The following is a 14,368-nucleotide window of genomic DNA, read 5'->3' on the forward strand; positions in this document are numbered from 1 at the left end:
TACTTATATATTTACAATGCACTCTATGAGTATAAAGGTAAGCCAGAAAACAATGAGCACGAACGCTTCTTTGCTTGTTACCATTCTGCCTGAACGCATGAAACTGAAGAGGATGAATGCTGCAGAAACCATAAAGACTCCTGCAACATAAATGATGGTGGTAGGGAAGGTGAATGGACTTAGAAGCGCCAGAAGGCCTACGACGATTGTGGCGTCGGCGAGTACGGTACCGAGTATGTCACCAAGGGCGAGTGAGTCGTGTGCATGCTTGACGGCATGAATAGAAAATGAAAGTTCAGGAATGGTGGTACCTAAGCCAACGATAAGCATACCAATAAGCACCGGGCTCACACCCCACATGCCTGCAAGTGAAGACGCAGCAGACACCGTGAAGTGTGCACCAATGAGGAGGAGTGCAATACCAAGGATGAGGAGGAGTATGTCGCGTACTCTCCGCGCACGTGGCTCACTTTTTGCCTCCGTACCACTTGTGTGTTTCAAGGTAAGTATATAAAAGACAAGTCCTGCAATAATAAGTGCGCCCCCATCTACACGGGAGAGATGTCCGTCGAGCCCGAGCACAATAGGGATAAGGAGCAGGAATGGGTAGAGTGCATGACTTACGAGAATCTTACTCTCCACACGAAGTGGACGCCTCGCATAGAGTGTCACAAGTGCCACAATAAGCGTGAGGTCGGCCACATTGGAGCCGATGAGCATGCCAAAGCCAAACTCGGGAATGCCCTCAAGCGCAGCATTGAACGCAATAAAGGTTTCCGGAAGGATAGAAATAATTGCAACAACAATGAAGCCCACTGTGTACTGTGAAAGATGAAAACTCCGCGCGAGGAGTGCTGCGTATTTTGTGGAGAGCATCGCTCCCCGCATCACAATAAGTATCGCAACCGTGAATATAAATATCTGAGTGAGCATGGCAATATTGTACACCATACACTTCTTCGCTGAATTACCATATATACTTCTGATATACTTATGCCTATGACTGGTTCCAATACATGGACATTTATGGCACTCGGATCTGTAGTTGGTGGATACATTCCTGCACTGTGGGGAGCTGGCTTTTTCTCTTTTTCATCATTGATTTTTAGTACACTCGGTGCACTCGTCGGTATTTGGTTGGCCTACCGCATGAACTCGTAATATATACGTATCAAGGCGTCACCTTGCTACGTATATATAATTGTTTATAAGAAAACCCTCGGTATGCACTATATGCCGAGGGATTTCTTGAGTTCTTGCTACTATTTATTAATGGATTGGTTTACCGAGTAACTTCAATGATTGGTGTAACGTTATCAATTTTTTCAGCATCGGGTGCAGATACAACGACTCTATTATTTGTATCTGCTAAAACTTCATAACCAACAGCACCGGGGGCAACATCGTTGCAGTCTTTTATTGGAGCACCCTTTTTAGTTGATTTTGGATCAGTGGGTAAAGCAGAAAGGTATTTTGGTATCAAATTATCACACAGTGCATCAGTAATCTCCTCTGCACCGGCGTCGACATTACTTGGTAGAGTCCCTTTATTATCTAACGTGTACTGTCCAACTGCATTTAAGATAGCATTTATATTACTTGCCCTTTGTGTATTGTTTGCTTGTGCAAATTGGCGTGAAGGATTAATCGCCACGAGCACGGTTGCAGCCAAGACTGCAATGATACCAATAACGATAAGGACCTCAATAAGTGTGAAGCCCCCATGTCTACTTTTTGTACGTTTGTTCATTGTACATTCAATTAATTTTTATAATCAATCAAAAAGGTGTACAAAAATGGTACTCCTGCTGCACTATCTCAGCAAGATACTTTTTGCGTATAAGTGGAAACAATTTTTCGCTCTCAGAAATTACAGTTCAGTCCATGAGACGAAATCACCATTAGCATTATGTATCACGACACGGTACGTGGTTTGTGCGCTACCGCGATTGGCAGTTGCATCAACAATGCTTTCATTATTCTGGGGAGTGATGCTGAGAATGGTGCAGGATTCTTCACCCACAGGTATTATTCGATTTGAAATATCAGCCAAGGGATTATTGTACGTAGCGATGCGTGCTATATGAACACACGCCTCAGCAAGATGTTCGCTTGCACTTTTATTTTCCAGTTCGAGCATGAAGAAACGACTCGCAATACCAAATTGTGCAAGCGAAAGTGTTGTTACAAAAAACATTATCGACAAAATAGTGATAGACATGAGTGCAATGAAACCCTTTTGTGATGTGTAGTTTTTCATATTAGAAATGAAGGTAATAACGAATAGGTCCAACAGGAATATCACCCACACGAAAAGATACTTCGAGGGAACGTGGCGCGTCGCCCACAGGCGCGTGATGGGTGAAGGTTATGTTGTCTATAGTGACACGAGAAGCATTCAGTGGAAGAGGGTCCTTCCCATGGTCCATGAGCGTTACTTGACTACAAATGAGTGGTGGCGTACAGAAGGCATTTCCCGTATCGAGAGTGAATATGTACGCGACATGCCTGTCTTGCTCAAGTACAAGGGTGTCGCTTGTTTCTCCTTCGCCAGGCGTGGTGATGACACCCTGAGGGGTAGTGATGGTGTTGATCAGTGCATATCGGATTTTTGCAAGAATAAAGGAAGACTCATCTTCGTTTGTAATATTGCGGGAAAGCCGCTCGGCGCCGGTGAAGAATGGGTAAATACTGACGAAAATACCTGAGCATATAATTCCAAAAAGCCCCACATAGATTATGGTTTCAATGAGTGTGAAGCCGTTTTTATTATGGAGTACACACATGTGGTTGGTCGCGTATAATGTCGAGCTTTGCATCTTTTTCATTTGCAACAAGAATATAACTTTGATAGTAGGCAAGCGCAACAGATTTTGAGTGACTCAAAGTATTGTCACAGGTGCTTATAGGGGAAATGATGGTGTCATTATCATTTTTTACATCCCATACATGAAATGTTTGACTCGGGTCGGAGGTTATCAAAAACGCAACATCACTCTGCACGATAATATCAAGCACCTTAGTATTTGTTCCCAGACCAAGTTTTTTCCATTTTGTAGGTATGGGTATGTTTGAGTCACTGACATCAATTTTATATAAATCAGAATCACTGTTCGTGGTACGAGCACGCCCAAGATACACATATGAGCCAAGCGCATACACGCTTATACCATCAGCATTACCACTTGGATCGAATTTCATACCCGAGTCATCAGGAAGAACCATTGTCGCAGGTAAACGTATGTCAACTATCTGTAATTCTCCTGTGTTGTCTGAGGTGGCGAGATATGCGTGTGTCCCGCTCACCATAATATCGTTAATGTTGTGGTTGATGTTAAGGCTTTTAATATGTATAGGAGAAGTGCGAGCAGTTACGTCGTATACATGGAACTCATTATTCTGTGTCACAGCGCAACTTGAAGGACACGCAAGGTACTGCGTTCCCACATAGAGACTATCGTCATAATAAAAAAGGCTTCGACCAACTGCAGTGTTTGTGTGGGGAATAGTGACGGCACCCACAAATGTTGGATATTCAGGATTTGATACATCGAGTATGTGAATCTGATTTGTTGTATCATTTTGAAGTGCATACGCCGTCTGATCAACCACAATAATTTTATTATACCCATATGGGGTAAAATCGACCTCAGCGACAACTGTAGGATATTCTAAATTGGTGATGTCAATAACCATGAGGTCAGGCTCATTTGTGGTATCAGATTTCCCACTTATAAACACGTACGAAGTACCATTAAGTATCGCAACATCCATATCGGTAGTGGTACCAGTAAAAGAACTTGGTGTAACGCTCCACCCAGTAACTTCTGGATTATCCCAATCGCCAGGAGGAAATGGATCACAGGCGCCGCGGCCGTAGGACGCGGCAATATTGACATTACTGAGCGCAGTCCCGAATGAAATTTGGTGTTGACGCTCACGAAGTGACGTCCAGGTTGTTTTTCCCAGCACTTCCTTTACGCAGGGAGAAATATCGGTAACCTCGGGTGAAGCGTATGTGTAGATATCCACGGAGTCCGATGTATCAGTAGTGGGGATGAGTGCGCTCCAGTTTTCGGTGATGCTTCCCATGAGCGCGCCAAATTTATTGGAACTACTTGCAAGACCCTGACTGTCGAGGAGTGCATCAAGCGCTGCAGCTTGGCCACTTTCAAGTGATATTTGGCGGGCGAGTGTGGGGTCACTAAAGACAACCATTATTGCTGCAGAGAGAAAAATTATGCCGACACTAAATGCAATAAGTATTTCGATAGTGGAAAATCCGGAAGTGAAGGTGTGTGGGGACGAGGTACGGCCTCGTCCCCACACACCTTTCTCAAATAACTTTGCGATGTGGAAAAATATCATAGTGTCTTACCAATCAATTTGACCCACATCGTTAATGGTGATTTGTTGCTCCTTACCATTGCCTGAAATGGTAAGTATTCCTGCGCCTTCAGATACACTTCCGGAAAGCCGTTCAAAGATAATATTTTCATGAGCAGCGCTGTGTGTGATGGTGATGTGTTCGCTCGTGAAAGGAGTAATACGATTACTCGCTGTCCCTTCGATAAAGATCTCTCCTTCAAAAAGTACATACCGATGATTTGTGGTATCGACATGAACGCCGTAAGATACATTACCTGCATTTGCGAGAGCCTTCGCCCGCGCGCCAGAGAGAAGAAGAGATACAAAAAGATCGCGTTCCTGGAGAACACTCGCGCGTGCAATAGAGTCCATGTTCATGACTATGCCAAAGGAAAGGATGATACCGGTGAGCCCTACAACCATGAGGAGTTCGATGTATGTAAATCCTCTTTGCAGAATTTCTCTCATACTATTCGTGTTAATTACTGAGGTGCTTTGTGACTTCGTAGATAGGAGTAATGACTGACACCGCAATGAGCCCTACCAAAATACCCATAGTCATAAGAAGTATAGGCTCAATTGAATTAGAAAGACTTTTTGTACTTTCATCTACTTCAGTCTCATAGAGACTCGACAGATAACTAAGCGTAACAGAAAGACTCCCTGTCGTTTCGCCAATAAGAAGCATGTGGGGAAGCATATCAGGGAAGATGGAGAGATAGTGCATCATCCTGGTAGAAATTTTTTCACCTTTTTCAATATGCTCTGCAATATCGAGATATGCATTTTTGTATATGGTGTTTTTGGTAACACGGGCAGTGATGCGCATTGCTTCCACGACACCCACACCAGCAGAAATGTTGAGCCCTACTGTACGGCAGAAATTGGCGCAGTTGTACGCGCGAGCTATGTTGCCGATGATGGGAAGTCGTAAAAGAATCCAGTCAGAGATAGTGCGAAGCCGGGGGAACACGTTCCGTGAAATAATGAAGACGAGTACGGCACCAATCAAGCCAAAAAAAGTTACTAGCCCCCATGTTTCTAGATATACGCTTATCGCAAGGAGGATACGTGTGGTAAGAGGGAGGGCGATATTGAGAGATATAAAGATAGGCATAATCTTCGGGAAAATGAACATCACCAACAGACTCGTTACGCCGAGTGTTGCAATGGTGATGAAAACTGGGTAAACGAGTGCGCTCTGCACCTTACGCTTTAATGCTTGTTTTTTAGCGAGTTCATCAGCGAGGTATATAAGGTTTTCTGAGAGAATGCCATTGTTTTCGCCAATGCGAATTATGTTAATGGTGAATTCACCAAATAGATGTTCATACCTTGCAAGACTTGTGGAAAGAAATTGTCCCGCAGAAACGTCCTGAATGATTGTATAAAAAATAATTCGCTTTCGTTTTGATTTGGTTTGCGCATGAATCATGGTCATACTTTCGAGTATGGAGACACCTGCTTTCACCAAGAATGAAAGTCGCTTTGCAAAGAGGACTTGTTCTTGAATTGAAAAATGAAGAAAAAGAGTTGAAGCAGTAGGGAAGGAGGTTGTGTGTGAAGTGATTGTATTATTCACTTGGTCACGAGATGGTCCACGAAATCGTGCAACAAGATTTTGCAGTTTTGAGTGCATAGTGTGATGTAAATGATGTGCCTGTCATGGGGTCAGTGTCAAGAGACAGAGGTGTCTTAAAAAAAGTAACAAGGCGACGTCTTGATACTTTGATACGAAAATCCCCACGGCGTGCGGAGCACGCCGTGGGGATTTTCTTGATTTCCAATATTATCTGTTCAAGAGGGCTCGCAGGTATGGCTCTACGCGGTCGGCGATGAGGTCGTGGCCGTTGTCGCGGGGGTGGACGAGGTCGGTTGTTCGGAATGGATTTCCGAGGATAGCTTCCATCACATTGGGGGTGTACGCTGCACCATTGTCCCAAGCGAGATTTCGGTACTGTGAGTCATAGTTAATCAAGAAGTAGTTTTTGTATCCGAGAATAAGCACTGCGGAGCCATCATCCGTGATACGCTCCACAATCGTGTCGAGATTTGAAAAGATTGTTGCGGTATTCACTTTTTGCAAGAAGTCGTTTCCTCCGAGGAATACAATAACGAGTGAAGGATTCTTTGAAAGCACATCAGCATCGAGACGGGCGAGTGCTTCAGTGGTGGTATCTCCATTTACTCCCGCATTAATGATAGGCACGCTCAGTCTTTCACTGAGGAGAGAAACATAGTCATTGCCAATCGTCGCATCGCGTCCAAAGGTGATACTGTCACCGAGTGCAATGACTGGTCCATTTCGAAGTGGATAGTTTTCAATTCGTTCGAGGTTTACATACACCACACTAATCTCCGCACTTTTTACAATTACTGGATATCCCGTAGTAGAGATTCTGTACCCAAAGTAGTATGTGCCTGCCTTTGGTATTCTTATTGTTTTAGTTCCTGAGGGTGAGGAGCCTACCGTCACAGAGGAAACCTGTCTATCGGTCTCAGCATCATAGAGAATAATGTCGTCACCAGATTGGTGAGCATACGCCGGTGCAGCGTAGGTTATCGTAATCGGCTGGTCAATTTCTGCTGTAGTTATATTTGTCGAGAGGGTATAGAGAGATGCATCGGGAAGTTGTACGATGACTGGTCCTGCTGTTTTTACCACGGGCCTCCCTGTGATATTTATGCGGTATCCTATAGTGTAGTTACCGGGTGTGCGGAGGATGAATGTCTTCGTCCCAGTGTTCGTTTTGCCTATTGATTGAGAAGAAACCACACGGTTTGTAACGGTATCAAACACGATGATACTGTCAGAAGACTGATAGGTAGTTGCTGGACTCCTGTAGGTTACGATAAGTGGCTCACCCATGCGTAGGGTTGTTGCATTGGTGGTAAGTGTATATTGTGATGCATCGGGGAGGCTCACGGTCACTGGCCCCACGGTTTTGATGATGGGTCTGCCGGTAATTCCCAGACGGTATCCTACGGTGTATATGCCGGGATTACGTACTACAAGGGTCTTTGTGCCAGAAGAGATTTTTCCGAGTGACCCAGAAGTCACCACTCTGTTTGTTGCCGTATCAATAAGCACAATACTGTCCGAAGATTGGTGCGCGCCCGTAGGTGCTGCGTAGGTTATTACGAGGGATTCACCACTCTGGAGCGATGTCTTATTGACCGAGAGTGTGTAGAGGGATGCACTCGGGACGTTGACCGTAACGCTTTCTGAAGTAGCAAGTATGGGGTATTTTGAAATACTTGCACGATACTTAAAAACATAGGTACCCGGCTTAAAGGTGGAAAATGTTTTGGTTCCACTTTGCGCATCACCGACACGCTGTGTTGCCACGATGTAGTTAGTATCCGCGTTCACCATGAGAATACTGTCGCTCGATCTATATGAGGTTGGAGCAACACTGTATGAGACAGTAATAGACTGACCAATAGACACCGAGGTAGGGGAGGCGGTAAGGGTTACATCTGCTGCATGTGCGGACAGGCTAAACCCAAATAAAATGACTAAAAATATAGCGATACTAAAAGCGCATTTTGGGAGCGCATAAAGAAAATTCATATGAGTATATTGTACATCTTTTTTGACAAAATGTCAATAATATGAAGTTTTCATAAGTTACTCACTTATGGTACGAAGAATTTCCGCGAGGGTGGTTTTGCCTGCGACTGCTTTACGTAATCCATCTTCAAACATGGTAGTCATGCCTTCCTCAATCGCAATATTTTTAAGCACGACAGAAGATTTGCGTTCAAGAATTGCTTCGCGCACACGAGGGGAAGTAACAAGTACTTCGTATATTCCGATACGCCCCGAAAATCCAGTACGATCACACGCTTCACAGCCTTTACCTTTATAAAAAGTATTCGGAATGTTTTTAAGATTTTGTTTGAGGCGGTCGGGGAGTATGCGAAGGAGATTATGGCGCTCTGCCTCAGTGAGTGCGTGTGCTTCGGTACAATGTGGACATATTTTGCGAACAAGACGCTGACCGATGGCGATATTGATTGTTGATGCCACAAGGTATGCGTCGATTCCCATATCAAGAAGACGGGGAAGTGTGGTGGCTGCGTCATTCGTATGAAGTGTGGAGAGAAGAAGGTGACCGGTGAGTGCAGTGTTGATTGCAATGCCTGCCGTCTCTGTATCACGTATTTCACCCACCATAATGATGTTGGGGTCCTGGCGCAAAATTGAGCGAAGTCCTTGTGCAAACGTGAGATTGGTACGAGTATTAATTTGAATTTGTGTGATACCCGGAATTGCGTACTCGATGGGGTCTTCAATAGTGATAATCGATACCTCTTTTTTATTGAGCATTTTAATAAGCGTATAGAGGGATGTAGTTTTTCCGGAGCCTGTGGGGCCTGTGGCGAGAATCATTCCGTGGGGTTGCGCTATGGCGCGTTCAATTTTTTCTTGATCTTGAGGACTAAAGCCAAGCATCTCAAGTGTAAAATTGGATGAGTGATCGGCAAGGAGACGCAAGACGGCATTTTCCCCATAGTAGGTGGGAGTGATAGAAACACGAATATCGATAGGCTTGGTGTCGTTGGTGCCGGTTTGCATACGAAAGCGCCCGTCTTGCGCTGCCTGGTGCTCATCAGTGCGGAGCCCAGAAAGCACTTTGATGCGTGAAATGACTTCAGAGAGAATATTTTTTGGGAACGTACACTTATCTTGTAATACACCATCAATGCGTAAACGCACGACCGCATCTTGTTCGGTGGGGTCAATGTGTATATCGGATGCACGAAGTGCGTATGCTTCTTCAATACACGTTTGTACAAACTCAATAATAGGAATTGGTCCTGGGCGTGAAAGTATTTCCCGCACACTACCAGTTGTCGTTGGTGTTTGGCCCTGGTCTTTTATGTCGATACTTTTCTCACCTTGAGACTGGTTCATGGTTTTGTGATTATGTGCTTCAGTGTGGGCCTTGTCTAGAGAGTCGGCTGGACAAGTGTTGGACACATATAATATCCGTGGCAGAATATGGTGCAGTTTTTTGAGTATATTTCATATTCCTGAGGAGGAAAAGATGGGAGATTCTGAGAGAAGTACTGTGTCATCCAGTCAAGAAGTTCTGGTAGCGCTGGCGCAGAAGGCTTGTGCGCTTGTTGATGCAGACATTAAGAAGCCTGAAGACGTCAAGATATGCTTTGGTGCAAGTTTTGAATTCGGGGTTATTACTTGCATCTGGAGCAAATTGTATCGCGATGGTAGTCAAACTGATGTGTTCTCGTATTTCTACCACCCGGAGTGCTGCTCAGGCCTCAAAAACGAAGGGGGTATACCTAGGTTGTGTGTGCAGACAGTGATGAGTTCATCTCCTCCGTATGTCACTACACCAAACGAATGGTACGAGATTCAAGGAATCTCTACCGAAAACCCAGTAGCAAAACGCATCGAAGTATGATGTGCAAAGCCGCCAGAAAGCCCCTAGGGTTTTCGGCGGCTTTTTTAATTGAACTGGTTTTATTTAATAAAAATTATTTCAAATTATTTTTATAGTATCATTCTCTGAAAACTAATAAGATATCCATATTTTTATTGCTTTTTTCATAAATACCTGTATAACAGGCGTAGTAATTCCCCTCGTTCTTCAACAATTTAACACACCAGGAGGTGTATCGTGGCTGAAAGAAGAAATGGCACTCGCTTAAAGACTGCTACCGGTCGTAAATCAATAAGACAAGAACCACCTCGTGAACTTCCCATCGTGCGCGCAATTCGCAAATTTGCCAATCGTGCGTGCGACGTATCAAGTATTGGTGAAGGCATGAGAAAGATTTTTGTGCTCGATACCAATGTGCTCATGCATGACCCCACGTGTATCTTCCGCTTTGAAGAACACGACGTCTTCATTCCGTTGATGACGCTTGATGAACTCGATAACCACAAGAAGGGAAAAGAGGAAATAAACCGAAATGTGCGTCAAGTTTTACGCGCAATCAAGGAACTTGCGGATGTAAAGGGATGCAAAATTACTGAAGGCATCGATCTTACTGGTCCATCAGAAGGACTTGCGACGGGCCGTCTCTTTTTGCAGAGCAAAAATATGGAAGGCGCACTTCCTACATCCCTTCCAATGACCAAGGTTGATCATCAAATTCTCTCGGTGATCACCCACATGCAAGACAGTGAAGTGTATAAGGGTTGCATGATTATCTTGGTCACCAAAGATATCAATATGTATATCAAGGCGAAAGCGCTTGGCTACATGGTTGAAGACTATCTGAATGACAAGGTAATTGAAGATTCAGATTTGCTCTACTCGGGCGCTCTGGAACTTCCTGATGATTTTTGGTCAAATCATTCAGACGGTATGGTGGCCAAGAAAGATAGGCAGAGTGGGATATCAACATATCGTGTTACCGGTCCACTCTGTTCTACTTTTTACGTCAATCAGTTGCTTTGGTCGGAGTCACTCGATCTCGAATGTATCGTTCGTGAAGTGTCAGGGGATCATGCAGTGCTCCAGACGCTCGTGAATTACCGGAATCAAAAACACTCTGTCTTCGGTATTCACCCGAGAAATCGTGAGCAGAACTTCGCGTGTAATTTGCTCCTTGATCCGGACATTGATTTTGTATCTTTGCTTGGGCAGGCAGGTACCGGTAAAACCCTTCTCGCTATCGCCGCCGGTCTTCACCAGACGATTGATGGAAATAGGTTTGGTGACATCATCATGACCCGAGTCACCGTTTCAGTTGGCGAGGACATCGGCTTTCTTCCGGGTACCGAGGAAGAAAAGATGGGGGCATGGATGGGTGCACTCGAAGATAATCTTGAAGTGCTCGTATCAGTGGATGGGAATCATTCCAAGGATGACGGTGCATACGGTATCAATCATATTCCTTCGGACATAGCACGAAAGGAGACACATCAACTGATAAGGAATCGTATCAAAGTGAAGTCACTCAACTTCATGCGTGGCCGTACATTTTTCAGGAGATACCTTATCATCGACGAGGCTCAAAATCTTACACCGAAGCAGATGAAAACTCTCATCACGCGAGCCGGTCCCGGCACCAAGGTGATTTGTCTTGGCAACATAGGGCAGATTGATTCACCCTACCTTACGGAAGGGTCGTCGGGTCTTACCTATGTCGTTGATCGGTTCAAAGGTCAAAAACATGTGGGACACATCATCTTGCAGCGTGGTGAGCGTTCACGCCTTGCCGATTTGGCCAATGAATCACTCTGAAACCTGTTCTTAACCCCGTAACCCCGCGCGAAGCGCGGGGTTCTTTTTATCTCACTTTTGTGTACATGTGTTCACAATGTGCGTCATGCTGTGAAGACAAGGAAATAGTCATCATATAAAGATCCCCGACAGCACAATTGCGCTGTCGGGGATTCATGGTGCGGAGACTTTATATCGTCACGGGTTGTCGCAGGGTATCAAACTGTTTCACAGGGTCAATAATAATCTTGCACATATACCTGAATTGAGTAGTAAATGTCCTCTGCATGAAGTTTTCATAAGCAATTAAGATGTCCTTAAACAGCTCAGTATACATTTCTGCTTCTGCATTCTGTCGATCAAAGTCTGTGCGACTGATATGACTACTTCGATATGCGTCGATTAAGTTTTCTTGAATAGACTCATAGGTTTTCATCATGAAGTGTAGCTCTTTCGTTACGGCATCTAGTTCGTCTCCAGACCATTGATTTTCGACCTGTTCAAGTACCTTGAGTAATTCAAGCGCTATTTTTCTTGAGGAGTGAAAAAGTTCGTGAAACAAGGGGTCTTTTGTATCAAGACGGGAAAGTGTGGTAAGTTGCAATATAAGCAGATTGCAAAAATGCTCAACCACTGTTGTGAAATAGATTATGGGGTGCATGGCGCCTTCTCCTTAAAAATGAACAAAGTTTGAAAATTCAATAACCCTTATATCACAACTTAGGAAAGTGAGCGAGCCGTGTACGAAAAACCCCCCGAAAATGCAGGGGGATTTTTGCACCGTTGGTGCCTATGCAATGGAGGCGTGACCTTTTGCAATGAGATCGTCCAAAGTCGATTTTTCGACACCGGCGTCGGTGTTATCAATGAGAAGTACTGTAAGTTCTTCTCCCCTGGATCGAAGTTTCGTCCACGTCGCTGGATAGTATCCCGCTTGGTATTCTTTCTTCGAACGTTTATTGGAGCTAAATACAGTTAATTCGATTAGCTTATCGATTGGTTTAATAAGCTCGAGCCAGACTCTTTCCCCTAATTTAGGGGTAATAATTGGGGGGTTATTATGCGTAGACGACATTTGCTTCTCCTTCAAGTACAAGTGGTAGTAGGTGCTTCCTCGTGATTCCTCAGGGAGTATATTAGAAACACTCTGCTTTTGTCAACGTCTTGTATTTTGTGTGCCGAGAGGTTGCGAAGTAATGTGATGATACTCATTCATCCAGAATGCTACGGTGAAATATACAGTATCTTGTCGAGTATGAATTCAATTCGTGTATAGAATCATTTTTTATTCATTTGATTTGATACAATAGGATTGTAATGAGGGATATAAAATACAGAGATCACGCGGTTGCACCTATGTTATGGTCACGATACGCTACCTATTTTTTTGTGATGCTCGCTATTCTTCTTATCCCAGTCTTATTAGCATTCAAAGTAGAAGCAGACGTTGCTATTTTTCATTCAGACACGTATCTCGAGCAGGGCGTTGAGATGACGCATGAGTCAGGAACTGAAAAATATATACAGTATGAACACTTTTGGAGTGATTTTGAAGGAGTTGTTCCCGAAGATGCTCTTGTAAACAATATTACACTCCATCTTACGTGGTCACCGGTGACGCGCGTGGTCTCTGATGGGGCAGTGGAAGATTCTCCAAAAGAGGTGACTCCAGAAAGTACTCATGAAGAGGTGATGAATGAACTACCTACGCCTGAAGAGCAATTAGGGGAATCATTGCATGAGGAACTCCCTGTAGAGCCAGACGTTGCTATTCCTGAAGAAACAGAACCTTCTTCAGAGGCGGTTATTCCTGTAGACAGTATTGATGAGCCTGAAGAAGTAATTATAGAAGAATCCACCTCTGATTCGCCTCCCGAAGCGAGTGATAATTCATCGGAGACTGTGGGATTTGAGGAGGTTTCATGGAATCATTTGTATTCATTAGTTAATGCGCAGATTGAAGAGGAAGTTGCAACAAATACAATAGTAATAACTGAAGGAAGTGAACCTGAAGTGATAATTACTGAGTCTATTTCGACCACTTCAGGATTTGTCTCGGAAGATATTTTGATTGAAAATCAGGCTGAGAAGTTCTTTGAAGTGCGGTATACGATTGATGGGGTGACATGGCAAGAGCTTGGGAATGTTGGATTTGATGATGCACAGGATACAGTATTTGATCTTTCACCTATAGGTATTGATGCAATACCAAACCTACGCGTTGCTATTCGATACACCGTTCGTGATGGAGAAACGACGAAGATTATTTTTGATTCAATGCGACTCGAAGTCGGATATGGAGCACCGGTCATAGAGGAAGTCGCTCCGCCCACCCTACAAAATGATAGCGAACCAAATTTTGACGTTGGTGCAATTAAGGCTGATGTCCAATCGGAAAATATTCGAGCGGTTGTACTCGAAAGAGGAGGAGTCTTTGAGTTTTGGTACTCCGTCACTGACCCGCAATCAGGTGCAGTTTTTTGGAATAAAATTCTTGGAGGAGGGGCTGTTGATGAGAATGCACCGATCGGTATTAAAAAACGGACGATATTTTGGCTTGATCGCAATCAACAAACACTCTTTGGGTTTGCTGTTGATGAAGAATCAATATTTGCAACTCCATTTCAAGATGACCAGGAAAGTAAAGTCTTTCTCCTTCCATTTACAGATGAAAATGGCAAGCCGTGGGAAGCACTATTTAATTCCTCAGAGAACGTACTTGAGTTCAGTAAAGTAAAAAGTGAATCATGATGCGAGAGCGGCTCTTTCCATACATACGAGCGTTGTCGAAAAGACAC

General features: G+C 44.1%; 15 protein-coding genes. 4 read left to right on the forward strand and 11 right to left on the reverse strand.

The window, feature by feature from the left end:
* Positions 1-3 precede the first annotated feature (3 nt).
* Positions 4-933, reverse strand: a complete 930-nt coding sequence (locus tag IPH92_00430) for a sodium:calcium antiporter (GenBank protein ID QQR65034.1) — start codon at positions 931-933, stop codon at positions 4-6.
* 66 nt (positions 934-999) lie between these two features.
* Between IPH92_00430 and IPH92_00435 the strand changes: the two genes are divergently transcribed.
* A complete protein-coding gene (locus tag IPH92_00435) occupies positions 1,000-1,161 on the forward strand; it encodes a hypothetical protein (protein ID QQR65035.1) in 162 nt (53 codons plus the stop codon).
* A gap of 121 nt (positions 1,162-1,282) precedes the next feature.
* Here the strand turns inward: IPH92_00435 and IPH92_00440 are convergent, their stop codons facing one another.
* The 8 genes from IPH92_00440 to IPH92_00475 all read right to left on the reverse strand — a co-directional run bounded on the left by IPH92_00440 (position 1,283) and on the right by IPH92_00475 (position 9,289).
* On the reverse strand, positions 1,283-1,750 hold the full coding sequence (locus tag IPH92_00440; GenBank protein ID QQR65036.1) for a type II secretion system protein: 468 nt from the start codon (positions 1,748-1,750) through the stop codon (positions 1,283-1,285).
* Between the two features lie 120 nt (positions 1,751-1,870).
* Positions 1,871-2,260 (reverse strand): hypothetical protein, encoded by a 390-nt coding sequence (locus tag IPH92_00445; protein ID QQR65037.1) that lies wholly within the window; start codon positions 2,258-2,260, stop codon positions 1,871-1,873.
* A 1-nt stretch (position 2,261) separates the two neighbouring features.
* Positions 2,262-2,786, reverse strand: a complete 525-nt coding sequence (locus IPH92_00450; GenBank protein ID QQR65038.1) for a type II secretion system protein — start codon at positions 2,784-2,786, stop codon at positions 2,262-2,264.
* Positions 2,770-4,368, reverse strand: coding sequence for a hypothetical protein (locus tag IPH92_00455; GenBank protein ID QQR65039.1), 1,599 nt, complete (start codon positions 4,366-4,368; stop codon positions 2,770-2,772). The genes IPH92_00450 and IPH92_00455 overlap by 17 nt, the downstream gene beginning before the upstream one ends.
* Before the next feature lie 6 nt (positions 4,369-4,374).
* Positions 4,375-4,836 (reverse strand): type II secretion system protein, encoded by a 462-nt coding sequence (locus IPH92_00460; protein ID QQR65040.1) that lies wholly within the window; start codon positions 4,834-4,836, stop codon positions 4,375-4,377.
* Between the two features lie 10 nt (positions 4,837-4,846).
* Positions 4,847-6,007: a type II secretion system F family protein gene (locus tag IPH92_00465; GenBank protein ID QQR65041.1), complete on the reverse strand. Its 1,161-nt coding sequence runs from the start codon at positions 6,005-6,007 to the stop codon at positions 4,847-4,849.
* 150 nt (positions 6,008-6,157) lie between these two features.
* A complete protein-coding gene (locus tag IPH92_00470) occupies positions 6,158-7,942 on the reverse strand; it encodes a hypothetical protein (GenBank protein QQR65042.1) in 1,785 nt (594 codons plus the stop codon).
* Positions 7,943-7,999: 57 nt separating this feature from the next.
* A complete protein-coding gene (locus IPH92_00475) occupies positions 8,000-9,289 on the reverse strand; it encodes a type II/IV secretion system protein (GenBank protein ID QQR65043.1) in 1,290 nt (429 codons plus the stop codon).
* Between the two features lie 100 nt (positions 9,290-9,389).
* Between IPH92_00475 and IPH92_00480 the strand changes: the two genes are divergently transcribed.
* The gene (locus IPH92_00480) at positions 9,390-9,800 is read left to right on the forward strand and encodes a hypothetical protein (protein QQR65044.1); all 411 of its coding nucleotides are present in this window, start codon (positions 9,390-9,392) and stop codon (positions 9,798-9,800) included.
* 194 nt (positions 9,801-9,994) lie between these two features.
* Here the strand turns inward: IPH92_00480 and IPH92_00485 are convergent, their stop codons facing one another.
* Positions 9,995-10,165: a hypothetical protein gene (locus IPH92_00485; protein ID QQR65045.1), complete on the reverse strand. Its 171-nt coding sequence runs from the start codon at positions 10,163-10,165 to the stop codon at positions 9,995-9,997.
* On the opposite strand from IPH92_00485, the gene IPH92_00490 reads away from it, so the two are divergent.
* Positions 10,164-11,591 carry a PhoH family protein gene (locus IPH92_00490; protein ID QQR65046.1) on the forward strand — a complete coding sequence of 476 codons (1,428 nt, stop codon included), beginning with the start codon at positions 10,164-10,166 and terminating at the stop codon, positions 11,589-11,591. The two genes, IPH92_00485 and IPH92_00490, sit on opposite strands and share 2 nt — an antisense overlap.
* A 169-nt stretch (positions 11,592-11,760) precedes the next feature.
* On the opposite strand, the gene IPH92_00495 is transcribed toward IPH92_00490, so the two are convergent.
* Positions 11,761-12,174 (reverse strand): hypothetical protein, encoded by a 414-nt coding sequence (locus tag IPH92_00495; GenBank protein ID QQR65047.1) that lies wholly within the window; start codon positions 12,172-12,174, stop codon positions 11,761-11,763.
* 713 nt (positions 12,175-12,887) lie between these two features.
* On the opposite strand from IPH92_00495, the gene IPH92_00500 reads away from it, so the two are divergent.
* Positions 12,888-14,321 (forward strand): hypothetical protein, encoded by a 1,434-nt coding sequence (locus tag IPH92_00500; GenBank protein ID QQR65048.1) that lies wholly within the window; start codon positions 12,888-12,890, stop codon positions 14,319-14,321.
* Positions 14,322-14,368 lie beyond the last annotated feature (47 nt).

The organism is Candidatus Kaiserbacteria bacterium (assembly GCA_016699245.1).
GTDB lineage: Bacteria > Patescibacteriota > Minisyncoccia > Phycocordibacterales > UBA918 > Damh-18.